Source organism: Salinisphaera dokdonensis CL-ES53 (assembly GCF_040361215.1).
GTDB classification, from domain to species: domain Bacteria; phylum Pseudomonadota; class Gammaproteobacteria; order Nevskiales; family Salinisphaeraceae; genus Salinisphaera; species Salinisphaera dokdonensis.
The window spans coordinates 535,449-559,474 of the sequence record NZ_APND01000003.1 but is presented as its reverse complement, the minus strand read 5'-3'; the positions used below and the strand labels follow the sequence as shown (position 1 = coordinate 559,474).

The 24,026-nt window shown below is 63.4% G+C and carries 22 protein-coding genes and 1 pseudogene; 10 read left to right on the top strand and 13 right to left on the bottom strand.

All coding sequences use genetic code 11. The features are described 5' to 3' along the window. Window positions 1-28: 28 nt before the first annotated feature. The 5 genes from SADO_RS12125 to SADO_RS12105 are packed head-to-tail and all read right to left on the bottom strand — an operon-like array spanning window position 29 to window position 4,569. Window positions 29-622 carry a class I SAM-dependent methyltransferase gene (locus SADO_RS12125; RefSeq protein WP_353111704.1) on the bottom strand — a complete coding sequence of 198 codons (594 nt, stop codon included), beginning with the start codon at window positions 620-622 and terminating at the stop codon, window positions 29-31. After that, window positions 619-1,287 carry a PIG-L deacetylase family protein gene (locus SADO_RS12120; protein ID WP_353111702.1) on the bottom strand — a complete coding sequence of 223 codons (669 nt, stop codon included), beginning with the start codon at window positions 1,285-1,287 and terminating at the stop codon, window positions 619-621. Before SADO_RS12120 ends, SADO_RS12125 begins: the two co-directional genes overlap by 4 nt. Beyond that, complete coding sequence (locus SADO_RS12115; RefSeq protein WP_353111700.1) at window positions 1,284-2,312, bottom strand: acyl-CoA dehydrogenase family protein; 1,029 nt, start codon at window positions 2,310-2,312, stop codon at window positions 1,284-1,286. The genes SADO_RS12120 and SADO_RS12115 overlap by 4 nt, the downstream gene beginning before the upstream one ends. After that, window positions 2,309-3,427, bottom strand: coding sequence for a glycosyltransferase family 2 protein (locus tag SADO_RS12110; RefSeq protein WP_353111698.1), 1,119 nt, complete (start codon window positions 3,425-3,427; stop codon window positions 2,309-2,311). Before SADO_RS12110 ends, SADO_RS12115 begins: the two co-directional genes overlap by 4 nt. Before the next feature lie 44 nt (window positions 3,428-3,471). Beyond that, window positions 3,472-4,569, bottom strand: a complete 1,098-nt coding sequence (locus tag SADO_RS12105; RefSeq protein ID WP_353111696.1) for a glycosyltransferase family 4 protein — start codon at window positions 4,567-4,569, stop codon at window positions 3,472-3,474. Window positions 4,570-4,611: 42 nt separating this feature from the next. Here SADO_RS12105 and SADO_RS12100 point away from each other — a divergent pair, with 42 nt between their 5' ends. Next, window positions 4,612-6,711, top strand: a complete 2,100-nt coding sequence (locus SADO_RS12100; protein ID WP_353111694.1) for an HAD-IIB family hydrolase — start codon at window positions 4,612-4,614, stop codon at window positions 6,709-6,711. Further along, window positions 6,708-7,583, top strand: a complete 876-nt coding sequence (locus SADO_RS12095; RefSeq protein WP_353111692.1) for a galactosyltransferase-related protein — start codon at window positions 6,708-6,710, stop codon at window positions 7,581-7,583. The genes SADO_RS12100 and SADO_RS12095 overlap by 4 nt, the downstream gene beginning before the upstream one ends. 13 nt (window positions 7,584-7,596) lie before the next feature. Here the strand turns inward: SADO_RS12095 and SADO_RS12090 are convergent, their stop codons facing one another. Together SADO_RS12090 and SADO_RS12085 are read right to left on the bottom strand one after the other, a co-directional pair. Next, on the bottom strand, window positions 7,597-8,745 hold the full coding sequence (locus SADO_RS12090; protein ID WP_353111690.1) for a glycosyltransferase: 1,149 nt from the start codon (window positions 8,743-8,745) through the stop codon (window positions 7,597-7,599). A 206-nt stretch (window positions 8,746-8,951) separates the two neighbouring features. Next, window positions 8,952-10,154 carry an acetyl-CoA C-acyltransferase gene (locus SADO_RS12085; protein WP_353111688.1) on the bottom strand — a complete coding sequence of 401 codons (1,203 nt, stop codon included), beginning with the start codon at window positions 10,152-10,154 and terminating at the stop codon, window positions 8,952-8,954. A gap of 337 nt (window positions 10,155-10,491) precedes the next feature. On the opposite strand from SADO_RS12085, the gene SADO_RS12080 reads away from it, so the two are divergent. Further along, on the top strand, window positions 10,492-11,445 hold the full coding sequence (locus SADO_RS12080) for an NAD(P)H-dependent flavin oxidoreductase (RefSeq protein ID WP_353111686.1): 954 nt from the start codon (window positions 10,492-10,494) through the stop codon (window positions 11,443-11,445). A 248-nt stretch (window positions 11,446-11,693) separates the two neighbouring features. Continuing rightward, window positions 11,694-12,092, top strand: a complete 399-nt coding sequence (locus SADO_RS12075; RefSeq protein WP_353111684.1) for a four-helix bundle copper-binding protein — start codon at window positions 11,694-11,696, stop codon at window positions 12,090-12,092. Between the two features lie 102 nt (window positions 12,093-12,194). On the opposite strand, the gene SADO_RS12070 is transcribed toward SADO_RS12075, so the two are convergent. The 6 genes from SADO_RS12070 to budC form a co-directional block, all read right to left on the bottom strand. After that, complete coding sequence (locus SADO_RS12070; protein WP_353111682.1) at window positions 12,195-12,977, bottom strand: enoyl-CoA hydratase-related protein; 783 nt, start codon at window positions 12,975-12,977, stop codon at window positions 12,195-12,197. Window positions 12,978-12,987: 10 nt separating this feature from the next. Beyond that, a complete protein-coding gene (locus SADO_RS12065; protein ID WP_353111680.1) occupies window positions 12,988-13,446 on the bottom strand; it encodes a MaoC family dehydratase in 459 nt (152 codons plus the stop codon). 112 nt (window positions 13,447-13,558) lie between these two features. After that, a complete protein-coding gene (locus SADO_RS12060; protein ID WP_353111678.1) occupies window positions 13,559-14,509 on the bottom strand; it encodes an electron transfer flavoprotein subunit alpha/FixB family protein in 951 nt (316 codons plus the stop codon). Next, window positions 14,506-15,252 (bottom strand): electron transfer flavoprotein subunit beta/FixA family protein, encoded by a 747-nt coding sequence (locus SADO_RS12055; protein ID WP_353111676.1) that lies wholly within the window; start codon window positions 15,250-15,252, stop codon window positions 14,506-14,508. The genes SADO_RS12060 and SADO_RS12055 overlap by 4 nt, the downstream gene beginning before the upstream one ends. 118 nt (window positions 15,253-15,370) lie before the next feature. Beyond that, entirely contained in the window at window positions 15,371-17,008 is a 1,638-nt protein-coding gene (locus tag SADO_RS12050; RefSeq protein WP_353111831.1) for an electron transfer flavoprotein-ubiquinone oxidoreductase, read from the bottom strand. Window positions 17,009-17,208: 200 nt separating this feature from the next. Next, window positions 17,209-17,994, bottom strand: a complete 786-nt coding sequence (budC, locus tag SADO_RS12045; protein ID WP_353111674.1) for a meso-2,3-butanediol dehydrogenase — start codon at window positions 17,992-17,994, stop codon at window positions 17,209-17,211. Window positions 17,995-18,284: 290 nt separating this feature from the next. On the opposite strand from budC, the pseudogene SADO_RS12040 reads away from it, so the two are divergent. The 6 genes and pseudogenes from SADO_RS12040 to SADO_RS12015 form a co-directional block, all read left to right on the top strand. Then, window positions 18,285-18,830, top strand: a pseudogene (locus SADO_RS12040) (ABC transporter substrate-binding protein); the annotation flags it as partial. Window positions 18,831-18,880: 50 nt separating this feature from the next. Further along, complete coding sequence (locus tag SADO_RS12035; protein ID WP_353111672.1) at window positions 18,881-19,561, top strand: ABC transporter substrate-binding protein; 681 nt, start codon at window positions 18,881-18,883, stop codon at window positions 19,559-19,561. A gap of 122 nt (window positions 19,562-19,683) precedes the next feature. After that, window positions 19,684-20,970: a branched-chain amino acid ABC transporter substrate-binding protein gene (locus tag SADO_RS12030; protein ID WP_353111670.1), complete on the top strand. Its 1,287-nt coding sequence runs from the start codon at window positions 19,684-19,686 to the stop codon at window positions 20,968-20,970. A gap of 73 nt (window positions 20,971-21,043) precedes the next feature. Next, window positions 21,044-21,982 carry a branched-chain amino acid ABC transporter permease gene (locus SADO_RS12025; RefSeq protein WP_353111669.1) on the top strand — a complete coding sequence of 313 codons (939 nt, stop codon included), beginning with the start codon at window positions 21,044-21,046 and terminating at the stop codon, window positions 21,980-21,982. Further along, window positions 21,979-23,259: a branched-chain amino acid ABC transporter permease gene (locus SADO_RS12020; protein ID WP_353111667.1), complete on the top strand. Its 1,281-nt coding sequence runs from the start codon at window positions 21,979-21,981 to the stop codon at window positions 23,257-23,259. The genes SADO_RS12025 and SADO_RS12020 overlap by 4 nt, the downstream gene beginning before the upstream one ends. Then, window positions 23,256-23,996 (top strand): ABC transporter ATP-binding protein, encoded by a 741-nt coding sequence (locus SADO_RS12015; protein WP_353111665.1) that lies wholly within the window; start codon window positions 23,256-23,258, stop codon window positions 23,994-23,996. The genes SADO_RS12020 and SADO_RS12015 overlap by 4 nt, the downstream gene beginning before the upstream one ends. The last annotated feature ends 30 nt before the right edge of the window (window positions 23,997-24,026 follow it).

Here is a 24,026-nt window from a genome sequence, read left to right as displayed (position 1 = left end):
TCGTGCGCGTAGGCGGGCGGCTCTGTTTTCAGCGGGGTGCGTGCCAGGCGTCGACGCGCCAGCGCCGACTCTGCCAGCGACGGCCAGGCTTCAGATTGCGTGCCATCGCCGAAACGAAGCGGCCATGAATATCGGCGGTCCGCTGCGCGTTATCCGGAAATTCGATCTGGTGATGGGCGAGTACCAGCGTTGCGCCCGGCGCGAGAACCGTGGCCACGTCGCGGGCCAGGCGTTTCAGGTCGCGTGGCGACAGGTAATACAGCAGTTCGGCGATCACCACGGCGTCGTAACGATTGCCCGGTAGCGGCGCCGGCAGTGCGATCTGCCAGGCGTGCGCATGGGGAAAGTTCTTCAGGGCCTTGCGGGTAAGTGCCGTGGCACTTGCACTGCCGTCGCAGGCATCCAGACGCAGTGCACGCGTGGCGAGACGCTGGCTGTTGGAGCCATTGCCGCTGGCCAGTTCCAGTAGTCGGGCGACCGGTCGCTTGCCTACGGCGCGCACGATGCGATCACGCTTGATCGCCTCGTCGCGTGCGGTGAAGGTGTGCCAAGGGTCGCCGAGTGCGCGGAACTTGGCTTCGAAGCCGACGAGATCGATTGCGCGGCGGGCTTTCAGGCTCATGGTCGGGTACCGAAGCGCTCGACCGGGCGGCCGAAACGTACGAGCAGGTTACGGTCGAGCAGGAAACCGTCCGGGTCGTCTTTCACGCCGCCGGTCTGGGTTCGATAAAGACGCAGAGCGGCGCGTTTCATTGCCGCATGGCTGCCTAGTCGCGCTGCGATCTGGCGGCCGCGCGGACGCGGCCGGTGCGGTACGAGCCGAGGCCATACGAGATAGGACAGCCGCGGTATGCCGCCCGGCCAGGCACGGGCAACAGCGCGCGCCACTGCGCGATGGTCGGCATGGTTGTCGTTCATCGACGGCGTGACGATCAGATCCGGGCGCGGCCGCCGGGCCAGATCGCGGGCCAGTCGACCTTCAGTTGGCGAGCCGGCAAAGCCCAGCTCGCCGTCCGGATAGCCGAGGAAACGCAGATCCTGGCGACGCACCCCCGCACGGCGCATGGCGCGGCGCGTTTCTGCGTAGCGGGCAGCGCTGAGCCGCGCGCGCGGCCAGGCGCGGCTGCCGGGATGGGAAGCGCCGCCGTCGGTGACGAGCGTCACATCCACGACGGCACCACGGCGGCGCAACGCGGTGATCAGGCCAAAAGCGCCGATGGCTTCGTCGTCTGGATGCGGCGCGATGATATGAGCGCGCACCACGCGATCGAGATCGAGCGCGCTCATAGCGACAGCTCGATCGATTGCGAGGCAGCAGCCGCGCCGACCTTCACGCGTTGCGCGTCCGGCGCGGGTTGGCGCAGATACACCATCAGATCGGCCATATGCGCGCAGAGCGGGTCGGTCTCGAAAAATGCAGACAATCCCACCGACTGCTGGGCGAGGAGAATCGCCTGTTCGCCGGCTTCCAGAACCGTGCTGCGGGCGCTTGCCACGCGCGCCGGATGGCTATCGGTTGGCGTGTCGAACAAGGCCGCAGCCGTGCTGCGACACACTGCGGCAGCATTGTCCGCCAGGCCGTAGAGACGGCCAAGGCGGGCCGCCTGATGGGGATCGCCGGCCCGGTTTCTGGCAACCAGGTGCGCACGCACGCCGTCGAACAGACCGGCTATCCCGCCCGCCTGTGCGGCCACGAAGCGCAGCGCGCCCGCGCTTAGCCAGGGTTCGCGCTCGTAGTCGCCCGGCGCGCCGATCGGCATGTCGCCTGCGCCCAGGGGCGCGTTCTGCCAGCGCACCAGATGCGTTTCGGAGCGCTGCATGCCCAGCACCTGCCACCAGTTCCGGTCGATGACAGGCGGCGTGTGCTGCAGATCGATAACCAGCAACTGCTTGTGTTGGCAATCGTCTACATCTGCGCTGACCAGGGCATGGGTGAGTAGGCCGGCACCGGAGGCAAACGCCTTGCCGCCGTCGATCATCCCGCTGTGCAGGCGTAGCGGCTCGCCGGCCAGCGGTGCATTCCAGACGCCGAATCGGGCGCCGTTTCGTGCGCTACCGTGCAGATGTCGTGCGCTTTGCGCGTCGCCGTAACGCGCGACAATCTGCAGCGCGTCCATATGCCCTTCGAACAGTCGCGCGAGCGGCAGGTCCACCCGGCCGGCCCCGTATAGACGCCCCAGCAGGGTTAGATAAGCTTCCAGATCGCCGGGATCCGTCAAGGGAAGACTCGACTGCAGCCGAGCGATGCCCTCGGCCATGTAACTCGGGGCTGCAGGATCGAGATCGGCCAGCAATGCAGTGATATCGGTCATGGGCAAGGGCAGCCGTAGGTGCTTTCGAGGAGGGCGACGCGCTGTTCGGCCTGTTCGAGGGCGATTTCCTCGGTGTCTTCAGGCTCGGGTAAGAGGTACATCGTAAAAGCCTCGGCGTTGCCGGACTCGGCCGCCAGATGGCGTAGTCGAGTCATGGAAACCCGGCTCGTGGTTGCGAGCGCCTGCGCGACGGCGTCGTCGTCGAGGCGCGCGAATGCTGCCCGCGCCTCGGCGCAGACGCGATAGCGATGCAGGGCGGCCTCCGGATCCTGAACAGCTGGCGGGGTGGGGCAGGTCTGGCGTTGTCGCAGTGTGTAGGCGAGGCCGCGGCTGGCCCGGCCGTCGATACGTGAGGAAGTGGCCACCCGCACTGTGCGGTCGTGGCGCACCCGGTAGCCGGCACGTCGCGCGGCCGTGACCAGCCCGACGTCTTCATGGCTGGCCAGCGCCTCGAAGCCGCCAAGCGCTTGGTAAACCTCGGCTCGGAATCCCAGGCTCGCGCCCCCCTGCGACGGGTGCGAAGGCGCCGGGTCGTGTTCCAGCGGGTCGACCGTGCGCTGCAGGCAGCGCAGACGCTCCCAGTAGCGCTCCACGCGGCGATGCACGTCCTGCGGCGGTGCGTCGGGGCGCTCGATATAGCCGGCGACCACGTCCACGCTGGCAAGCGCGTGCGCGCTGGCTTCGACCCAGTCGGGCGCGGGCACCGAATCCGCGTCGGTGGATAGCAGCAAGCCCGGGCTGTCGTCTCGATCCGGCGCCCCGGCGAGCGCGCTCAGGCCCAGCGCCATGGCGGCACGTCGCGCGCGGCCGGCGTTGGCCTGCGGCGCGCGTTCGATACGGTGAACAATGACCTCGAACGCCAGAGAAGGTCGTCGCGCGGCCACCCGGGCTTCGCCGTCGTCGTTGCAGCCGTCGAACAGAAGGCAGAGTACGAAACGCTCGGGCGCCGCGGTCTGGCAGGCGAACGCGTCAAGCAGTTGCGTCAGGTGCGCACTCTCATCGCGGACAGGTACGCACACCGCAATACGCTGCTGCTCGGTTGCATCGCTACCCACGCGAGTGGGGGCAAACGCCGATGTGGGCGTTTCGCGCGTGACATGTCGTGGGCTTGGCATACAGCATCATGCTACCGAGACGTGAGGAGACCGATAATGCGTAGTTATGCGGTCTGGACCGGCTCGCGCCGATCGGCATCCGCCAGTAGTCGTCGGTAAACCTCCACATAGTCGCGCGCCATGCGCGCAGCGCTGAATCGCTCGACGAAGCGCCGGCGAATAACCTCGCCGTCAAGCTTGGGCAGCATGGCTACGGCTGCGACGGCGTCGTCCATGTTGTCGACGATGAAGCCGGTAATGCCATGCTCGACGATTTCCGGCACGGCACCGTTGCGCCAGGCGATGACCGGCGTACCGCAGGCCATGGCCTCGATCAGCACGAGGCCGAAGGGCTCTGGCCAGTCGATGGGAAACAGTAGCGCGGGCGCGGCGGCGAGCAGCGACCGTTTGGCGCTATCGTCGATTGCACCGATGTATTCGATGTCCTTGCCGAGGTGCGGCGCGACGTGATGTTCGAAATAGTACGGATTTCCCGGGTCCACACTTCCGGCTAGCTTAAGCGCATGTTGGCTGCGCCATGCAATTTCAATCGCCCGGTCCGGGCGCTTCTGATCGGTCATTCGACCGATGAAGAGCAGGGCGTTACCGGCGCCTGGCGTTGCGCTCGGCGCGGCAAAACGGGCGGGGTCGAGGCCATGCGGCACGATGGCGGCCTGGTTGGTCTCCGGGATTGCTTCGGCCTGGCTGGCCGAAACGGCGGCGACCGGCAGATCGGGAAACGCCTTGAAGAACAGCTGGCGGTCGAGTTCGTCGGTGCGCCAGTGGATGGTGGTCAGGCTTCGCGCGCGGTAAGTGCCCAACAGGGCGGCATGGAAGAACTCGCCGTGGCAATGGATGATGTCGAATTCATCGAGACGCTCACGCAACCGTTCCAGCAGCGCCGCCTCGAGTACACCGGGAAGGCCCGGCGGGACAGGCGTGTCGCCGGCTTGATACCAGGCCAGGCTGGGCAATGCGCCGTCGCAGGGCAGATCGAGATTGCTGTCCGTGGGCGCGAAGACCGTAACGTGATGCCCCAGATTGTCGAGCGCGTGACTCAAGTCGACAACGATGCGCTCGGTACCGCCGGCCTCGTGAGCCGGCAAAGGCAGAATCACAGGGGAAACCTGAGCGATGCGTAGACGGTCAGACGTTTGTTCCATGTCGACTTATCGATTTTCAGCAGGACAGGACTAAAAGCGCCCATGTTCATCATGCACATCGCTCTGCAGGGCTGCCTGCGCGCGCACGATGTCGAGTACGGCATCACGGCCGATACCGGCGGGCATATTCGCTACCTGCTCGAACTGGCGCAGGCTTCGGCGCGTGACCATGCAGTCGAGCGGATCGATATCGTCACCCGGGCCTTCGATACCGATTTCAGCGAAGGCGATTATCGCCAAGCCTGCGAATATCTCAATCCCAAGGTACGCATCGTGCGGCTGCCGACGCCAGATCCGAACTACCGCACAAAAGAAGCGTTGTGGGATCAGCTGCCGGCTTTCACGGCGGCGCTGATCGACTACATCGATGGCCTCGAACGCGCGCCCGACGTGCTCCATGCCCACTACGCGGATGCCGCGGACGTCGCGGCACAGGTCAAGCAAAGCCGCGGGCTGCCGTTCGTTTTCACGGCCCACTCGCTGGGCCTGCCGAAGCGGCAATGCGCCGCGCGCGCGGGCCAGGATGTGGACACGGAAACCGCGGATACACAGGCGCTGGAGCGCCGTATCGGTTTCGAGAATACCGCCTTGCGGCAAGCCGATCTGGTGATTGCGAGTTCGCGCGACGAAGCCGAGATCCAGTATGCGGATTACCCCGACTACGAGCCGGGGCGAATCCGCGTGATCCGGCCGGCCAGTGATCTGCAGGTGTTCGAAAAAGCCGAGTCCACATCGGAAGTGCGGCGCATGCTGCAGCGTTTTCTGGTCGAGCCGGACAAGCCTGCCCTGTTGGCGATCGCGCGACCGGTCACGCGCAAGAACCTGGCGAGCCTGATTCGAGCCTACGGTGAATCGCCGGCCCTGCAGGCGCGCGCCAACCTGGTGATTCTTGCCGGCGGGCGGCAGTCTCTGGACGCGCTCGAGCCAGAAATCGCCGACAACCTGCGCGAAATGCTGCATCTGATCGACCACTACGATCTCTATGGTCGGGTGGCGTATCCGAAGCAGCACAGCATGGCCGACGTGCCGGCGGTCTATGCCTGGGCACGCGAACGCCGCGGCCTGTTTGCAAACGTCGCTTTCAACGAGCCGTTCGGGCTGACTTTGCTCGAGGCCGCGGCTGCCGGACTGCCGGTCATTGCGACCGATAGCGGCGGGCCGAACGACATTATCGAGCAGTGCCACAACGGCGTGCTGGTCAATCCATGCTCAACGAACGCCATAGCCGAGGCGGCGCTGGCCCTGTTCGAAGACCGCGAGCGTTGGCAGGCCTGTCAGACCAACGGACGCGAAGCGATTGCACTGTTCGACTGGTCGCGCCATATCGATTATTACCATCGTCTTTTGGTCCGCATGCGTGACCCGCAGCCGGTACGCCGTGGGCGAACCGTGCCGCCCCAGCGCGATGCGCTGCTCGCCTGCGATATCGACGGCACCCTGGTGGGCTGTGCGACAAGCGTGCAGGACTTCAATGGCTGGTATGCCGGTCAGGCGCATATGACCTTTGGCGTGGCCACCGGCCGTAGTTTTCACAGCGCGTTGCAGATTCTCGAACAGACCGGTATCGATTGGCCGGATTTTGTCGTCAGCTCCGTGGGCGCCGAGATTCACCGTCTGGCGGCGGACGGTGTGACCTACTGTCGCGACGCGCAGTGGCAGGCCCATATCGCCGAGGGCTGGTCGCGCCAAGCGATCGTCGATGTGCTCGCCGAGATGCCGGAACTGGTCTCGCAGTCCCCGCTGGAGCAGCGTGAACACAAGATCAGCTATCTCTGCGAAGCAAATACCGACATCGCGCCGCGTTTGCAGGACGTGCTCGCCGACCGGGGGTTGGCGGCGCGCGTGATTCATAGCCACGGCCGCTGCGTCGACGTACTTCCCGAACGTGCGTCCAAAGGCGCGGCGGTGGCATGGCTGGCGGACCGCTACGCGGTGAATCGCGAACGCGTGTACGTGGCCGGCGACTCGGGTAACGATGTCGAAATGCTCAGGGCATTGCCGTGCGCGATCATTGTGGCCAACTACTGCGACGGGTTGATCGATGCGTCCGGTCTGGCCCATGCCTATCTGGCGCGGGCGAGTCATGCGCGTGGTGTCATCGAGGGCGTGGAGCACTTCCAGGCTCAGAGCCACGCGTCGTGAAAACAAGTGTGCTCACGCTGGTACGCGATCGCCGCGCGCACCTGATCAACCTCGTTCATGGCCTGAACGCGCAGCAAGAGCCGCCCGACGAACTGGTCATCGCCTGCATGCAGCCTGAGATCGAGCCCGATCTGCCGGCGACTGAATTTCCGGTACGCCAGCTGCGTGTGTCGGGGCGGGATCTGCCATTGGCACGGGCACGCAACGAAGCGGCCGCCCATGCCGCCCATGAGGGACTGGTGTTCCTCGATGTGGACTGCATCCCGTCGCCTTCGCTGGTCGCGCGATATGAACAAGCGCTCGCCCGCGACCCGGCGCTTTATATGGGCGAGGTGAGTTATCTGCCGGCTGGCGCGGTGCGACTCCAGGCGACCGGCGAGATTGATTTTGCTCGCCTGGAGACACTCGCCCAGGCGCATCCGGCGCGGCCTGTGTTCAACAACGATGGGCTCGAGAACGAACCCGACCCGGGTCAGCTCTGGGGGCTTTCGTTTGCGCTCAGGCGCGCCGACCACGAACGTGCGGGTGGTTTCGACGAGAGCTACGAAGGCTACGGCGGGGAGGAAACCGACTACGCCTGGCGACTAGCGGCCGCGGGCGTTCCGTTCTATTGGGTCGGCGGCGCACGTGCGTGGCATCAGCACCATCCGCTCTATCGGCCGCCTTATCCGCACTTCGACGCCATCATTTCCAACGCCCGGCGATTCCATGCGCGCTGGCGTCGCTGGTGCATGGAGTACTGGTTGGGCATGTTCCGTGATGCCGGGCTGATCGAGTGGTCACCCGTAGCGAGCGAGATTCGCGTGCTTCGCCAGCCTTCCATGCAGGAGATCGATCAGGCGCGCCTCAACGACGATGTCTGCTTCGGCTGATTTTCGTCACCGCTCAGCGGGCGATCGCGCTCAACGTGGGCGCTGCTATTCGTGGGTCTTCATCGGCGCCGGCCCAGAGGCGCTCGAGTGTCGTTTCCAGCCAGACGGCTGCACGAGACGCGGCATGAGGATCGTGTAGCGGCTGCAGGGCAGCGACATCGAGGGCGCGTGCCTGCTCGAGCAGCTCGCGCCAGCCATCAAGGTCGCCGGGCCAGATCTTGAGGTGAATCGCGGCGCCCAATGCAGCCAGAGATTCGGCCTTGCGTTGCTGCTCGTCGAAATAGCGCCACTCGGGCGCACAGATATAGGGGCGGCCGGCGCGGGCAATCTCATGCACGGTATTGTCGCCGGCCGATGCGAGCACGATATCGGCCGCTGCCAGATAGTCGCTGCTGTTCTCGACCCAGCCATGGTTCACGAGATTGGCGAAATCGGTCTCGTGGCCTTCGCGATGTAGCGGGCCGACGGTTACGAATAGCGTATCGGGTGCGGCACGCGCAGCCATGGTGAGTGGCGCGTAGGGCGTGCCGGCGCCGCCGCCCCCGGTCATGACCACCACGATCTCGCGATCGGCCGGCAGGCCGAGAGCTGAGCGTGCAGCGACTTTGTCGTGGCTGTTTGTCGGGCTGGTACACAGGCCGCCCGTATAGAAGGTCTTGTTGCGTGCCCAGGCCGGGTAGTCCGATTGCTCGAGACGCGCGTCGTAGGGCGCGAGCATGGCCGTACAGGCTTCGTAGGCCGCGCGGTGTCCCGGGTCGCAGCGATTGCCGTGCATGCGGATCTTGATCGCGGGCACGCTGGCGATGCGGGCAAGCAGGGCAAGTTCGGCTGATACATCGATCACGAAAAGACCGCTGTCGCGCTCGTCGAGGTGATCGAGAATACGGCGCATGGTCTGGCGCATCGGCCGCAGTCCGAGCGGTACGCAGTGCATGGTCGATGGGGTGGGTTGGTCGTGCAGTGCCGGGGTGGGCACAGGCGCGCCGATCATGTTCGGCAGGGTAACGATCTCGATATCGCGCTCGAAGCCATCGAACAACGAAGGGTCGGCGGTCAGCACGCTGACTGGGCGGGATTTCGGCAGTTCGCGCACGATGGCCATGGTGCGCCGCGCGTGCCCGCGGCCTTGATGATGCACGAAGAAGGTAATAGGTCTGGACATGCGCGATGGGCCGCCTGGGCAGGCGGCGAGAGGATCGACAATCGCGAATCATCGCCTTCGCTCGTCGTCGCGGAAACCGTAGTTTCCGGTAGAGCTGTGGAAAATACTGAGGCGGCGCTGGAGTGGCGTAATGCGGGGGTTCCGGACATAAAAAAGGCGTGCCGGAACCCGGCACGCCTCGAACAATCCGCCGTGGCGGGCCGTGTCTAGAACACCTCGAACAGACCGGCCGCACCGATGCCGCCGCCGACGCACATGGTGACGACGACGTACTTGACGCCGCGACGCTTGCCCTCGATGAGCGCGTGGCCGGTCATGCGCGCGCCGGACATGCCGTAGGGATGGCCGATGGCGATGGAGCCGCCGTTGACGTTGTACTTCTCGGGATCGATGCCGAGGAAGTCGCGCGAATACAGGCACTGGCTGGCGAACGCTTCGTTGAGTTCCCACAGGCCGATATCGTCGACCTTGAGGTTGAAGCGCTCGAGCAGCTTCGGCACCGCGTAGATCGGGCCGATGCCCATCTCGTCCGGGTCACAGCCGGCGACCGCCATGCCGACATAGGCGCCCAGCGGTTCCAGGCCGCGACGCTCGGCTTCGGCGGCTTCCATGAGCACGCTGGCCGAAGCGCCGTCCGACAGCTGCGAGGCATTGCCGGCGGTGATGAAACGGCCTTCCTGGATCTGCTGGCCGTTCTTGAACACCGGGTTCAGGCCCTGCAGGCCCTCGAGCGTGGTGCTCGGGCGGTTGCCTTCGTCCTTGTCGAGGGTGACTTCGACTTCGCTGATCTCGCCGGTCTGCTTGTCCTGCACCTTCTTGATGGTGGTCAGCGGCACGATCTCGTCGTCGAATTTGCCGGCCTCCTGGGCGGCGGCAGTACGCATCTGGGACTGATAGGCGTATTCGTCCTGCGCTTCACGCGAGACGTTGTAGCGATCGGCCACGACCTCGGCGGTCTCCAGCATCGACATGTAGATGTCCGGCTGGTTTTCGACCAGCCACGGGTCACGGGCGCGGAAGGTGTTTTGATGTTCGTTCTGCACCAGCGACACGGACTCGAGGCCGCCGCCGACGACCACGTTCATGCGATCGTTCACGATCTGCTTGGCGGCAGTGGCGATACCCATCAGCCCGGAGGCGCACTGGCGGTCGATGGTCATGCCGGGCACGGATGTCGGCAGGCCGGCGCGGATGGCGCACTGGCGAGCCACGTTCTGGCCGGTGGAGCCCTGCTGCAGGGCGGCCCCCATGATCACGTCGTCGACGTGGGCGCCTTCCAGCTTGGCGCGCTTGACCGCCTCGGCGATCGCATGGCCGCCCAGCGCCTGGCCCTGGGTATTGTTGAACGCGCCGCGATAGGCCTTGCCGATCGGCGTGCGTGCAGTGGAAACGATGACAGCTTGGCGCATGGGGCTCCTCATGGGTCGATTTGTGATGACAGTTTCTTGTTCGCTCGACGGTCATAATCCGGGTCGAGGCCGTCGCGGCTCTGCGCCCCGACCGGGCGCAGGCGCGTCGTGTTCTTGCGCTTTTCCGAAACAGTCTTTCGAAAAAGCTCGTGCCGCAGTATGTTGAGCGACCGTAAAAGCGTCAAGCAACGGCCCTGCTGGCCGTCGCGCCATGGCGCGACGCTCGCCCGAGATCCGTTGCCGTGCATACCACGCGGCGTTTCGATCGGGTATCTTACACGCGGCGAACGATCGTTCGATATCGCGCTGTTATTTCGAGAACAACAAGGGAGTCTTCATGTCGCTGGTCGATCAACTCAAGGCAAGCATGCGTCTGCCGGTCATCGGTTCGCCGATGTTCATTCTTTCCAATCCGGATCTCGTGATTGCCCAGTGCATGAGCGGCGTGATCGGTTCGTTTCCCGCGCTGAACGCACGCCCGGCCGAGGAACTGCCGGTGTGGCTCGAAAAGATCACCAACACGCTGGACGAAGCTCGCAAGGCCGACCCGGAGGCGAAAATCGCGCCGTTCGCGGTAAACCAGATCGTGCATGCCTCCAACGACCGGCTCGATCATGATCTGAAGGCCTGTGCGGACTTCAAGGTGCCGCTGATGATCACGAGCCTGCGCGCGCCGCATCCGGCGGTCGAAGTGGCCAAGGACTACGGCGGTCATGTCTTTCACGACGTGATCAGCGTGCGGCACGCCGAGAAGGCGATAGAAGCCGGTGTCGATGGTCTGATCGTGGTCTGTGCCGGTGCTGGCGGCCACGCGGGCACACTGAGCCCGTTCGCACTGGTCTCCGAGATCCGCCAGTTCTGGGATGGCCCGCTGATCCTGTCGGGCGCGATCACCCGCGGTGAGCATATTCTCGCAGCCCAGGCCATGGGCGCGGATTTCGCTTATATGGGAACGCGCTTCATCGCCAGCACGGAGGCCAATGCCGTCGAGGGCTACAAGGAGATGGTCACGAGCTCCAGTGCCAAGGACGTGGTGTACACCAACCTGTTCACCGGCGTGCATGGCAACTACCTGGGCGGCTCGATCACCAATGCAGGTCTCGACCCGACCGACCTGCCGGAATCCGGCAAGGATGCCATGACCTTCGGCAGCGACCGCGAGAAGAAGAAGGCGTGGAAGGATATCTGGGGCGCCGGTCAGGGTGTGGGCAGCATCGATTCCATCCTGCCGACCGCCGAGATCGTCGATCGGCTCGATAACGAGTATCGCGCCGCACTCGGACGGCTGTAGCAAAAACGGCGCGCGGCACGGGCGTATAGCCTCGTGCCGCCTGTTCTAGCCTGATCGTCCATCGGGCCGAGCGGTGCGTCATACGCGCTCACGCCGTACTTGCTGCGGCGAATCCGTAGGACTGCGCATATACGCTTGATGCCGTCAGCGGTTTTCATCCTTCCCGTTCTGCCGGGGCCCCGATCGGGTTCTCGGCAATCATTATTTCATGCCGGCCTTAAACGGTGGCTGTTCAGGAAGGAGATCGCATGCAATCGCACGCCATGCTCAAGACCCACCCGAATCCGTTGTCTGTTCAGGATGCGCTGGCCGCCTGTGTCGACGCCTGCTTTGACTGTGCGCAGCTTTGCACCAGCTGTGCGGATGCCTGCCTCGCAGAAGACAGTGTGGCCGACCTGCGCGGTTGTATCCGTACCGATCTGGATTGTGCCGATATCTGCACGGCCACCGGGCGCGTGCTGTCGCGTCAGACCGCCTTTGGCGAATCGCCGGCCGCAACGCAGGTGAAGGCCTGCCGCGATGCCTGTCAGAAATGCGCCGAGCATTGCGAAGGCCATAGCGAGCATCACAAGCACTGCGCGTTGTGTGCCGAGGCCTGCAACGCCTGTGCCGCCGCTTGTGACGAGCTGCTCGGCCTGATCGACTGATCGAATCAGGGCCGCGCAGCCCGTTAAATCGGGCTCGAAAAGAAAAGGCCGCTTCGGTATCCGGAGCGGCCTTTTTTATGCGCCTGACGCTGCGGGCCAGCTCTATTTGGACCGTTTGAGGAAGCGGTTCATGATCTCGCGCACTTCATCCGAGAACAGCCTTTCGCCGAAGCGTTCGGCCTCGCGCTCGATCTGGCCGTCGACATCGTCGTTGCCCAGGCCCTCGCGCAAGAGCTGCTTGGTCTGACGGATCGCTTCCGGCGGCTTGGCGCTGAGCTTCTTGGCCAGGTCCATGGCCTTGTCGGCCAGCTCGGCGTCGCCCACGCGATAGGCGATCAGGCCCATGCGCAGCGCCTCGTCGGATTCCAGCGTGTCGCCGGCCAGCAGCAGACGTGCCGCGTTCTGGCGGCCAATCAGGCCCGGCAGCAGCAGGCTGGAGCCGGCTTCGGGCACCAGCGCCAGATCGATGAACGCGGTGAAGAAACGCGCGCTTTCGCCGGCGATCACCAGATCGGCATGCAGCAGCATGGTGGTGCCGATGCCGGTGGCCTGACCCTGCACCGCGATCACCACCGGCTTGTCGAGCGCCCGCAGGCGCTTGATGAAGCTCAGCGCCGGGCCGGCGCTACCGGGCGTGCGGTTCTCCGGCGTGGCCGCCGCAAACTCCGCGACGTCGTTGCCGGCACAGAACATGTCGCCTTCACTGTCGATGAGCAGGGTGCGCACGCTGTCGTCGGCGCCGGCATGCTCGACGCAGCGCGACATGTCGTCGTACATGGCAGCGGTGAGTGCATTGCGCTTGTCGGCGCGGTCGATGGTTACGCGCAGAATGCCGTCGCGGGATTCGGCGCGGATATAGCCGCTGTCGACTTCGGGTTGGGGCATGAAATTCTCCTTAGAACACGATCAGGGACAGCGACTCGGCGATGCATGCGGGTTTGTCGCCGCCCTCGATCTCGATGGTGACGGTGTTGCGCAGCATGTAGCGGTTGTCACCGCGTGGTTCGATCGCTTCGAGTTTCTGGCGCGCGCGAACACGAGCGTCGACCGGCACCGGGGCGATGAAACGAACCTTGTCGAGGCCGTAGTTCACGGTCGTGGTCACGCCTTCGATGCGCTTGATCTGGCTGGTGAGTTGCGGCAACAGCGACAGGGTAAGAAAGCCGTGGGCGATCGGGCCGCCGAACGGCGATTCGCGCTTGGCGCGCTCGACGTCGACATGGATCCATTGATGATCCTCGGTGGCGTCGGCAAACGTGTTGATGCGTTCCTGGTCGATGGTCAGCCAGTCGCTGACGCCGACTTCCTGGCCGACAAAGGCTTCCAGTGCTTCCATGTTTTCGATTATCTGCACGCGGTTTCTCCTCCCACGGGGCGCCGGGATTGGCGCATAAAAAAACCGGTACGCGTATCGCCCACAAAGGGAGCGGCGCGTACCGGTCAGACGGACATCGGCGAGGCCGTTATCAGCTAACGGCGGCGTCGAGTTCCGGAATGATAGTGAACAGATCGCCGACGAGGCCGATGTCGGCCACTTCGAAGATCGGCGCTTCCGGATCCTTGTTGATCGCCACGATCGTGCCCGCGTCCTTGATGCCGGCCAGATGCTGGATGGCACCGGAGATGCCGAAGCACATGTACAACTCGGGCGAGATGATCTTGCCGGTTTGGCCGACCTGCATGTCGTTGGGCACGAAGCCCGCATCGACGGCGGCACGCGAAGCACCCACGCCGGCGCCGATCTTGTCGGCAAAGTCGTAGATGACCTTGAAGTTTTCCTCGCTGCCGACACCGCGGCCGCCGGAAACGACCTTGGGCGCGGTCTGCAGATCCGGACGATCGCTCTTGGCCTGCTCGAGATTGACGAAGCGGGTATGCGTCGGCAGCTCGGCATCCAGCGACAGCGTCTCGATCTCGGCATTGCCGCCCTCGGCCGCGGCCGGGTAGGAAGCACAACGCACCGAGGCGACCAGCGTCTGGTCTTCCGGCGCCTTGACCGTGATCACGGCGTTGCCGGCATAGATCGGACGATCGAACTCGTGCGCGGAGTGCACGGCCATGATGTCGGTGATCATGGCAACGCCGAGCTTGGCGGCCACGCGCGGCATCAGGTCCTTGCCGTAGGTGGTGTTCGGGCCCAGCACGTGGCTGTATTCGCCGGACTGGGCCGCGGCCACGATCTGCGGAGTCAGCGTGGCGGCCATCGGATGCGCGTTGGCCGCGTTGTCGGCCTGCAGCACCTTGGTCACGCCGTCGAGCTTGGCAGCCTGGGCGGCGATGTTGGCGCCGTCGTCACAGAGTACGAGTACGTCGATGGCGGTCGGCGTCATCTGCTGCGCACAGGTGACAGCGCGCGCGGTGGACTGGTTGAGTTCGCCGTTGAGATAGTCGGCGACGATCAGAATCTTGTTGCTCATAGCAGGCCCTTTTCCTTGAGTTTGCTCACCAGTGCGTCGACAGACTCGACCATTTCGCCCGACTCACGCTGCGGCGGCGCGGTGGTCTTGACGGTTTCGAGCATGGCGGCGCGTTCCACGCCGAGTTCGTCGAGGCTGGTGTCTTCGATCGGCTTCTTCTTTGCCTTCATGATGTCCGGCAGCTTGAGATAGCGCGGCTCGTTCAGGCGCAGATCGGCGGTGATCACGCCGGGCAGGTCGATATCCAGTGTTTCCAGGCCGGCGTCGATCTCGCGGGTGACCTTGGCGGTGTCGCCGTCGAGCTCGATCTCGGAGGCGAACGTGGCCTGCGGCCATTCCAGCAGGGCAGACGTCATCTGGCCGGTCTGGTTGGAGTCGTCATCAATGGCCTGCTTGCCCATCAGGAAGACCTTGGGATCTTCCTTCTTGGCGATGGCCTCGAACACGCGCGCCGCGGTGAGCGGCTGGACCGGCTCGTCGGTCTTGACGTGGATGGCGCGGTCACAGCCAAAGGCCAGGGCGCTGCGCAGCTGTTCCTTGGCGGCCTCGGGGCCGATGGTCACGGCCACGACTTCTTCGGCCGTGCCGGCTTCCTTCCAGCGCATGGCCTGCTCGACGGCGATCTCGTCGAACGGGTTCATGCTGTGCTTGACGCCGTTCTCGACGACGCCGGAGCCGTCCGGCTTGATCTGGATGCGCACGTTGTAGTCGATCGCGCGCTTTACGCTCACCAGTACTTTCATGTGTCGTTTCTCTTGTCGCTAATTCTTGGAAGAATCTAGATCCGCTGATCGATGACTGCCTCGATCAGCATGCACGCACGGACCAGGCCCGCGTGCATGCGAGCGGCATTCCTTGCCGCTACATCGCCGAGTACTTCGGCCCGCCACCGCCTTCCGGCGGTACCCAAGTGATGTTCTGCGCCGGATCCTTGATATCACAGGTCTTGCAGTGCACGCAGTTGGCGAAGTTGATCTGGAAGCGCGGCTTGCCCGCATCGTCCTCGACCACCTCGTAGACACCGGCCGGGCAGAACCGCTGTGCCGGTTCGGCGTATTTCGGCAGGTTGTGCTCGATCGGGATCGACGGATCCTCGAGCTTGAGGTGACAGGGCTGGTCTTCCTCGTGGCCGGTATTGGACAGATGCACCGACGACAGGATGTCGAACGACAGCTTGCCGTCGTGTTTCGGATATTCGATCTCCTCACACTGATCGGCCGGCTTGGTCGCCGCATAATCCGGCGTGGTGTCGCGCATCTGCCACGGGGCTTTGCCCTTGAACCAGTTCTGCTCGATGTAGTTGAGCGCGCCGCCGGTGAAGGTGCCGTACTTGTGCAATGCCGCGCCGAAGTTACGGCTGGCATAGAGCTCTTCGTAGACCCAGCTGTTCTTGAACGCTTCGGTATAGCCGGTCAGTTCATCGCCGCCTTCGCCACCGCTGGCGAGCGCATCGGCTGCGGCTTCCGCGGCGAGCATGCCCGACTTCATGGCGGTGTGATTGCCCTTGATCTTGGCAAAGTTGAGCGTGCCGGCATCGCAGCCGATCAGCGCCGCGCCCGGCATCGTCATCTTGGGCAGCGAGTTCAGGCCACCCTTGGTGATGGCGCGTGAACCGTAGGACACGCGCTTGCCGCCTTCTAGGTACTGCGCAATCTTCGGGTGATGCTTGAGGCGCTGGAATTCCTTGAACGGCGAGAGATACGGGTTGGTGTAGTTGAGGTCGACGATGAGACCCACCGCCACCATGTTGTCTTCCAGGTGATACAGGAAGGAGCCGCCGCTGCTTTCCTTGCCCAGCGGCCAGCCGGCGCTGTGGATGACCAGCCCCGGCTCATGCTTGCTCGGGTCGATCTCCCAGATTTCCTTGAGGCCGATGCCGTAATGCTGCGGGTCCACGTCCTTGTCGAGCTCGAACTCGCGGATCAGACGCTTGCCCAGATGGCCGCGGCAGCCTTCGGCGAACAGCGTGTATTTCGCACGCAGTTCCATGCCGGGCACATGGCTGTCCTTGGGCTGGCCGTCCTTGCCGACACCCATCTCGCCGGTAATGATCCCCTTGACCACGCCGTCTTCGACGATGGCGTCCTGTGCCGAGAATCCGGGGTAGATCTCCACGCCCAGTGCCTCGGCCTGTTCGCCGAGCCAGCGGCCGAGCTGGCCGAGCGAGATGATGTAGTTGCCTTCGTTGTGCATCGGCTTGGGCACGAAGGCGTTCGGCATCTTCGTGGCCTTCTGCTCGCCGGTGAAGAAATAGATCTCGTCACGCGTGACCGGCACGTTCAGCGGCGCGCCGTTTTCTTTCCAGTCCGGAAACAGCTCATTGAGCGCGCGTGGCTCGAACACCGCGCCGGATAGCAGATGCGCGCCGACTTCGGCGCCTTTCTCGACGATGCAGACTTCGAGGTCTGCATTCTTCTGCTTGAGCCGACAGGCCGCGGACAGGCCGGCAGGGCCCGCGCCGATGACCAGCACGTCGTACTCCATCACGTCGCGTTCGATTTCTTCACTCATACGTGGTCGCTCTCGGATGCTCTTCCAAAGAAGATGCGCACCGCGGGCCTGCCGTGGGCATGCCCGACGCGGGCTTCGCGGGCGCTGATTATCGGCGCAATGATGGCACCGATGATGTCAAAAGGCCATTTGGACAGGGGCGCTTTTCTTGTTCTATGCACAAGTCGCAGATGGCCGCCGGAGCCGGGTCAGACCTTCATGCCCGGCATGTTCAACGAGGCGGTATTGCCGCCGTCGACGGGCAGGAACTGCCCGGTGATATAGCTGGCATCGTCACTGGCCAGGAAGGTGATCGCGGCGGCGATCTCCTCGGGTCGGCCAAAGCGACGCAGTTCGCAGCGCGTGCCGAGCTTATGCGCCTTGTCGTTGGCTTCGGCGTAGTCGAAAACGGGCTTGGTCATGCCGGTCTTGATCAGCCCAGGGCAGACTGCGTTCACGCGCACGTTGTACTGGCCGAGATCGCAGGCGCTGGTCTGGGTGAGGTTGATCACCGCAGCCTTGGAGGCGCTGTAGGCATTGCCGCCCGCGCCGGATCGCACGCCCGCGACCGATGCCGTGTTCACGATCGCGCCGGCGCCGGCTTCGCGCATGTGGCGTCCGGCCGCGCGGGTGAAATGCATGGTGCCGAACAGATTCACGTCGACGATATCGCGCCAGTTCTGCAGATCGTTCTCGGTGACCGGCGCATAGTCGCCGCCGGCAATACCGGCGTTGTTGCAGACCACGTCGATACCCCCGTGGGTTTCGGCGATGCGATCTACGAGGGCGGTAACCGCGGGCTCGTCACGCACATCGACGGCCACGGCCTCGTGGCCGTTGCCGGTCAGTTCGCCGAGCACGGCTTGCAGCGCGTCCTCTTCACGATCGACGAGGACGACGGTTGCGCCTTCATCGGCGAAACGTGTCGCGGCGGCGCGGCCGATGCCGCTGGCGGCGCCGGTGACTATCACTACTTTCTTTTCGAATCGTTTCATGGCGCCTTTGTATCCTTTTTTTTCTCCTGTTATCGCGCGTCGAATTCTACACAAGGCCGATAGAGCGTCAATAAATCTGAAACGATGTTTCACGCCTGAGGCTATTGGGTTCGTTGGAACGACGCACTTGGCGCCAATGCTGCGGTACAGCATGATTTTTATGCAGAAAGCCGTATTCACCACGTACTTTTGCCGGAACTCCATCGTGGTGCTAGCTTCCGGTAACGGGTACAGCGAGGGTGCCCCATAACAAGCGGCAAAAACGCCGCAACCAAACCGGAGGAGACGTAATGAAGAACTACAGGGGGCTTGTGCGCCAGGCCTTGGCTGGCGTGACGATGGCTGCTGCACTGGTAGTGCCCACGATTTCCAGCGCCGCCGAGGACACGATCAAGATCGGTTTGATCGATCCGCTGTCGGGCCCGTTTGCCAATGTCGGCGATCTGGGTGTGAAGACGTTCGGCTACCTTGCCGAACGCATCAACGCCAACGGTGGCGTGCTGGGGCGCGATATCGAGATCGTGCCTTTTGACAACAAGGGCAGTGCGCAAGAGTCGCTGCAAAATCTCAAGGAAGCCGCCGATGATGGCATCCACTACATCACCCAGGGGCTGGGTTCGCATGTAGGCGGCGCGCTCATCGACGGTGTGGAAAAGCACAACCGCCGCAACCCGGATAACGGGGTCGTCTATCTCAACTTCGCCGCGGTCGATCCAGCTTTCACCAACGAGAAATGCTCGTTCTGGCATTTCCGCTTCGACGCCAACAGCGCGATGAAGATGAAGGTGATCACCGACGTGATGGCCGAAGAGAAAGCGATCAAGAAAGTGTTCCTGATCAACCAGGACTACTCGCACGGCCAGTACATCTCGAAAGCAGGCAAGAAATGCTTGCAGAGAAGCGCCCCGATATCGAGATCGTGGGCGACGTGCTGCACCCGCTCGGCAAGGTCAAAGACTTCGCGCCGTATATCTCCGAGATCAAGTCCTCGGGTGCGGACGCTGTCATCTCGGGTAACTGGGGCAACGACCTCGCGCTGCTGGTCAAGGCCGGCTCGCAGGCCGGTCTGGATGTCGACTATTACACCTATTACGCCGCGCTCGTGGGCGCCCCGCGTGCACTGGGCAAGGCAGCCGCTGGCAAGGTCAAGATCATCACCGAGTTTCAGGAAAACCTCGCAGTGGATCGCGACTCTGCAGAGCTGACCGAGATCGTGGAGACCTTCTCCGAGCGCTATTCGCCGTTCGACTTCACCGTGTTGCGCATCAAGACCGAGCTCGACATGCTGGTTGCCGCCATGGAGAAGGCTGGTTCCAGTGATCCGCTGAAGGTCGCCTATGCGATGGAAGACCTGAGTGTGCCGACGGCCATGGGTGACGCCACGATGCGGGCCCAGGACCATCAGCTGTTGCAGCCGCTCTATATCTCGACCCTGAGCAAGGAGTACGCCAAGTACGACGCCGAGGAGACGGGTCTGGGTTGGGTGATGGACACCGAAATTCCTGCAGATGAAACCGCAGTGGCCTCGTCCTGCGAAATGGACCGACCGGAACGCAGCGGTAGCTGAAAACACCGGACGGGGATAACAGGCCCGGGCGCGCAAGACGCTCGGGTCTTGATAAAGGCATAACAACAGAACAACCCGTCGCTCGAGGGATCGGGCCGGGTTCGCGAGTAGGGGAGAACATCATGAGCGAGCTTAAACTGGCCCTCAAGCGGGCTGCCGTGGGCGCGATCCTTACGTCGGCCACTGCGCTGGCATTTGTGGCGCCTTCCGTGTCTATGGCGGCCGAAGAGCCGATCCGCATCGGGTATATCGATCCGTTGTCCGGCCCGTTCGCCAATGTCGGCGATGCCGGTCTCAAACAGTTTCGTTATCTGGCCGAGAAGATGAACGCCGAGGGCGGCATTCTGGGTCGCGATATCGAGATCGTGGGCTTTGATAACAAGTCCAGTGCCCAGGAATCACTGCAGATGCTGCGCGAAGCCGCAGACGAAGGCATTCATTACGTCACCCAGGGCAACGGCTCGCATGTGGCGGGCGCACTGGTGGACGGTGTGGAGAAGCACAACCGTCGCAATCCCGACAACCGCATCGTGTTTCTCAACTACGCCGCGGTGGATCCGACGCTGACCAACGAGAAGTGCTCGTTCTGGCATTTTCGCTTTGATGCCAACAGCGCGATGAAGATGAAGGCGATCACCGATTACATGGCAGATCAGCCGAAGATCAAGAAGGTATTCCTGATCAATCAGGACTACTCGCATGGCCAGTTTATTTCCCAGGCCGGCAAGGAACTGCTCGCCGAGAAGCGTTCGGACATCGAAGTGGTCGGTGACGTGCTGCACCCGGTGGGCAAGGTGAAGGATTTCTCACCCTATATTTCGCGGATCAAGGCTTCGGGCGCCGATACCGTGATCACCGGCAACTGGGGCAACGATCTTTCGCTGCTCGTGAAGGCGGGTGATCAGGCCGGGCTCGATGTGGACTGGTACACCTATTACGCCGGTGGGCTCGGTACGCCGACATCGCTCGGCAAGGCGGCCGACGGCAAGGTGAAGATGATCACCGAGTGGCAGGAGAACCTGGCCGTTCGCTTCGAAGCAGACGAGCTGCGTTCGATGCTCGAAGAGTTCGAGACCCGCTACGACGGCATCGAGTTCTATTACCTGCGCGTCAAGACCGAGATGGACATGCTGAAGAAGGCCATGGAAAAGGCCGGCTCGGCGGATCCCAAGGCTGTCGCTTTCGCGTTGGAGGGCCTGTCCATCGACACGCCGTTCGGCACTGCCAGCATGCGTGCGGATGACCATCAGCTGATGCAGCCGCTGTTCATGTCCACCTTTGGCAGTGACTTCCTCGAATACGACTCCGAGGGTACCGGTCTGGGCTGGAAGATGGACGCCGAGATCCCGGCCGACCAGACCGCGGTCGAGACGTCCTGCGAAATGAAGCGTCCCGAGCGTACGTCCTGAGCACACGCTGACGCGTCTGCGCTGGATCGGGCCGCCCGTTGGGCGGCCCAGTTAAAGAGGAACCTCTGCCGTCATGATTGAATCTGTTGTTTTCTCGCTGCTCAACGGTGTGCTGTACGGCATGCTGCTGTTCATGCTGGCGAGTGGGCTCACCCTCATCTTCGGGATGATGGGAGTGCTCAACTTTGCGCATGCGAGCTTCTATATGCTCGGCGCGTATTGCGCCTACTCGATCAGCCAGGTGCTGGGGTTCTGGGGCGCGCTGGTGCTTGCACCGATCGTGGTCGGGCTGCTCGGCGCTCTCACCGAGCGGGTCGGGCTGCGAAACGTGCACAAGCACGGCCATGTGGCTGAGCTGTTGTTCACCTTCGGGCTCGTCTACGTCATCGACGAGCTCGTGGTGCTGGTGTGGGGCCAGCTGCCGGTCAACTATCGGATTCCGGAAGCGCTGGACTTCACTCTGTTCTCGCTCTACGGCAGCGATTTTCCGGCCTATCGCGGGTTCATTCTGTTCATGGCGGTCGCGATGTTTGCCGCGATCTACCTGCTTCTGGTGCGCACCCGGGTTGGCATGATCATTCGTGCCTCGCTTTCGCATCCGGACATGGTCGGTGCGCTCGGCCACAACGTGCCGCGCATCTTCACATTCGTGTTCGCCTTCGGCACTGGTCTGGCCGGGCTGGCCGGCGTCATGGCAGGCAACTATTTCATCACCGAGCCGGGCATGGCGTTTGCGATGGGACCGATCGTGTTCGTGGTCGTCGTCTTCGGCGGACTGGGTTCTCTCAGCGGGGCGCTGGTCGCTTCGCTGGTCATCGGCCTGGTCACGACATTTGCGGTGGGTATGAATTATTCGATCGCCGACATGCTGGCCTCGGTCGGTATCGCCTTCGGCCAGGACAGCGTGCTCGGGATCAACCTCTCGCGCTTCGGGCCCATGCTGCCTTACCTGCTGATGGTGCTGATCCTTATATTCCGCCCGCGCGGACTGATGGGGTCACGCGAATCATGAGTACATCCAATCTTCCCGGTGGCGCCTTGCTTCGCCATTCCGCAATCTGGATCGCCGCGATCGTGGTGATCATCGTCATGCCTTATGTGTTCACGTCGAGCAGTTCGATCTCGATGATGAGTCAGATGGGCGTGTTCATCGTGTTCGCGTTGTCCTACAACATGCTCCTGGGCGAAGCAGGGATGCTGTCGTTCGGTCATGCGGTCTATTTCGGGCTCGGCGGGTTTCTGACCCTGCACGCGATCCGCGCGGTTAACGACGGCGCGTGGTCTTTCCCGCTCGAACTGATGCCGCTCGTTGGCGGTCTCGGAGGCCTGTTCTTTGGTGTGGTCTTCGGCACCGTGTCGACACGGCGCGCCGGCGTGACATTTGCCATGATCACGCTTGGTATCGGCGCGATGGTCGAGGCCAGTGCCAACATGTTCACCAACTTCTTTGGTGGTGAAAGCGGGATATCCGGCAACCGCGTGACCGACGTGACTCTGCTGCCGTTCTCTTACGGGCCGCAGGTCGAGGTCTACTACCTGATCGGCGCCTGGACCGTCGTGTCTGCGCTGCTCATGTTCCTGCTGACCAAGACGCCGCTCGGGCGCATGGCCAATGCCGTGCGAGACAACCCCGAGCGTGCCCAGTTCGTGGGCTACAACACGACCATGGCGCGCTTCATCCAGTTCGCTTTGTCCGGTCTATTCGCCGGTATTGCGGGCGGGTTGTTCGCGATCCTGTTCGAGATCATGACCGCGCCCAACGTGGGTCTGATCCAGTCCGGGTCAGTCCTGCTAATGACCTTCATCGGGGGCCTTGGCGCCTTCTTCGGGCCGATCATCGGTGCGGTGCTTGTGACCTACATGCACATCGCATTGAGCGGCTTCTCCGAAGGCTGGATTCTGTATTTCGGCCTGATGTTCGTGCTCATGGTGATGTATGTGCCCAACGGTATTGCTGGCGTGATCGTCAGCCACGGTCCGCCATTGCGGGCTGGCCTGATGCATCGTTTTGCCGTCCCGTACGCGCTGGCGTTCGTGCCGGCGCTGCTGACACTGGCCGGGCTGGTCGCCATGATCGAGATGGGCTATCACCTGTCGCTGTCCTACGACCCGTCGCGCCCGATCGAGCTGTTCGGCATGGAGATCACCGCGACAAGCGTCGTGTCCTGGGTCGTGGCCGTCGCCGCATTTGGCGTCGGCGTTATGGCTCTTCGCTGGGCCGCTACACGAATAAGCCTGCGCTGGGGTGAAGTGAATCAGGCGATGGATGCGCAGAGGGCGAAACAATGACGGACGCACTGACGTTATCGCAGGTCAAGAAGAGCTTTGGCCCGGCCGAGATCATCCGCGGCGTGGACCTGGCGCTCGCGCCGGGTGAGCGACACGCGATCATCGGCCCGAACGGGGCCGGCAAATCGACGCTGTTCAACCTGATCAGCGGACGCTTTCCGCTCAGTGGTGGCCAGGTGCAGTTGCACGGCCGCAAGATCAGCGGGCTGGCGCCGTACGAGATCAATCGACGCGGCCTGAGTCGCAGTTTCCAGATCACCAATCTGTTCCAGCGGATGACGGTGTTCGAGAACCTGCGCTGTGCACTGCTCTGGGCACGTGGCTACCGCTATTCGTTCTGGCATCTGGTGGGCCGGCAGGCCGCGCTCAATGAGGAGGCCGAACAGCAGCTCGAGAAGCTCGGGCTGCAGGATCGACGAGACGTGCCCGCGTCGCTCCTGACCTATGCCGAGCAACGCACGCTCGAGATCGGCACGACGATCGCCGGCGGCGCCGATGTGGTTCTACTCGATGAGCCCACGGCCGGCATGAGTCTTACCGAACGCGACCATGCGATCGAATTGATTCGCAACGTCACGGTGGACAAGACACTGCTGATCGTCGAACACGACATGGGGGTGGTGTTCGATCTGGCGGACCGCATCAGCGTGCTGGTCTACGGCCAGATCATCGCGAGTGACGAGCCCGACCAGATCCGTGGCAATGCCGAGGTTCAGAAGGCCTATCTGGGCACCTAGAAACGAACAGTTTGCGCATCACTTGCGCGC

Bases quoted from the DNA above. Each gene is read 5' to 3' on its own strand.
- SADO_RS12125 (WP_353111704.1), bottom strand. From the start codon at position 622: ATGAGCCTGAAAGCCCGCCGCGCAATCGATCTCGTCGGCTTCGAAGCC.
- SADO_RS12120 (WP_353111702.1), bottom strand. From the start codon at position 1,287: ATGAGCGCGCTCGATCTCGATCGCGTGGTGCGCGCTCATATCATCGCG.
- SADO_RS12115 (WP_353111700.1), bottom strand. From the start codon at position 2,312: ATGACCGATATCACTGCATTGCTGGCCGATCTCGATCCTGCAGCCCCG.
- SADO_RS12110 (WP_353111698.1), bottom strand. From the start codon at position 3,427: ATGCCAAGCCCACGACATGTCACGCGCGAAACGCCCACATCGGCGTTT.
- SADO_RS12105 (WP_353111696.1), bottom strand. From the start codon at position 4,569: ATGGAACAAACGTCTGACCGTCTACGCATCGCTCAGGTTTCCCCTGTG.
- SADO_RS12100 (WP_353111694.1), top strand. From the start codon at position 4,612: ATGTTCATCATGCACATCGCTCTGCAGGGCTGCCTGCGCGCGCACGAT.
- SADO_RS12090 (WP_353111690.1), bottom strand. From the start codon at position 8,745: ATGTCCAGACCTATTACCTTCTTCGTGCATCATCAAGGCCGCGGGCAC.
- SADO_RS12085 (WP_353111688.1), bottom strand. From the start codon at position 10,154: ATGCGCCAAGCTGTCATCGTTTCCACTGCACGCACGCCGATCGGCAAG.
- SADO_RS12080 (WP_353111686.1), top strand. From the start codon at position 10,492: ATGTCGCTGGTCGATCAACTCAAGGCAAGCATGCGTCTGCCGGTCATC.
- SADO_RS12075 (WP_353111684.1), top strand. From the start codon at position 11,694: ATGCAATCGCACGCCATGCTCAAGACCCACCCGAATCCGTTGTCTGTT.
- SADO_RS12070 (WP_353111682.1), bottom strand. From the start codon at position 12,977: ATGCCCCAACCCGAAGTCGACAGCGGCTATATCCGCGCCGAATCCCGC.
- SADO_RS12060 (WP_353111678.1), bottom strand. From the start codon at position 14,509: ATGAGCAACAAGATTCTGATCGTCGCCGACTATCTCAACGGCGAACTC.
- SADO_RS12055 (WP_353111676.1), bottom strand. From the start codon at position 15,252: ATGAAAGTACTGGTGAGCGTAAAGCGCGCGATCGACTACAACGTGCGC.
- budC (WP_353111674.1), bottom strand. From the start codon at position 17,994: ATGAAACGATTCGAAAAGAAAGTAGTGATAGTCACCGGCGCCGCCAGC.
- SADO_RS12035 (WP_353111672.1), top strand. From the start codon at position 18,881: ATGCTTGCAGAGAAGCGCCCCGATATCGAGATCGTGGGCGACGTGCTG.
- SADO_RS12030 (WP_353111670.1), top strand. From the start codon at position 19,684: ATGAGCGAGCTTAAACTGGCCCTCAAGCGGGCTGCCGTGGGCGCGATC.
- SADO_RS12025 (WP_353111669.1), top strand. From the start codon at position 21,044: ATGATTGAATCTGTTGTTTTCTCGCTGCTCAACGGTGTGCTGTACGGC.
- SADO_RS12020 (WP_353111667.1), top strand. From the start codon at position 21,979: ATGAGTACATCCAATCTTCCCGGTGGCGCCTTGCTTCGCCATTCCGCA.
- SADO_RS12015 (WP_353111665.1), top strand. From the start codon at position 23,256: ATGACGGACGCACTGACGTTATCGCAGGTCAAGAAGAGCTTTGGCCCG.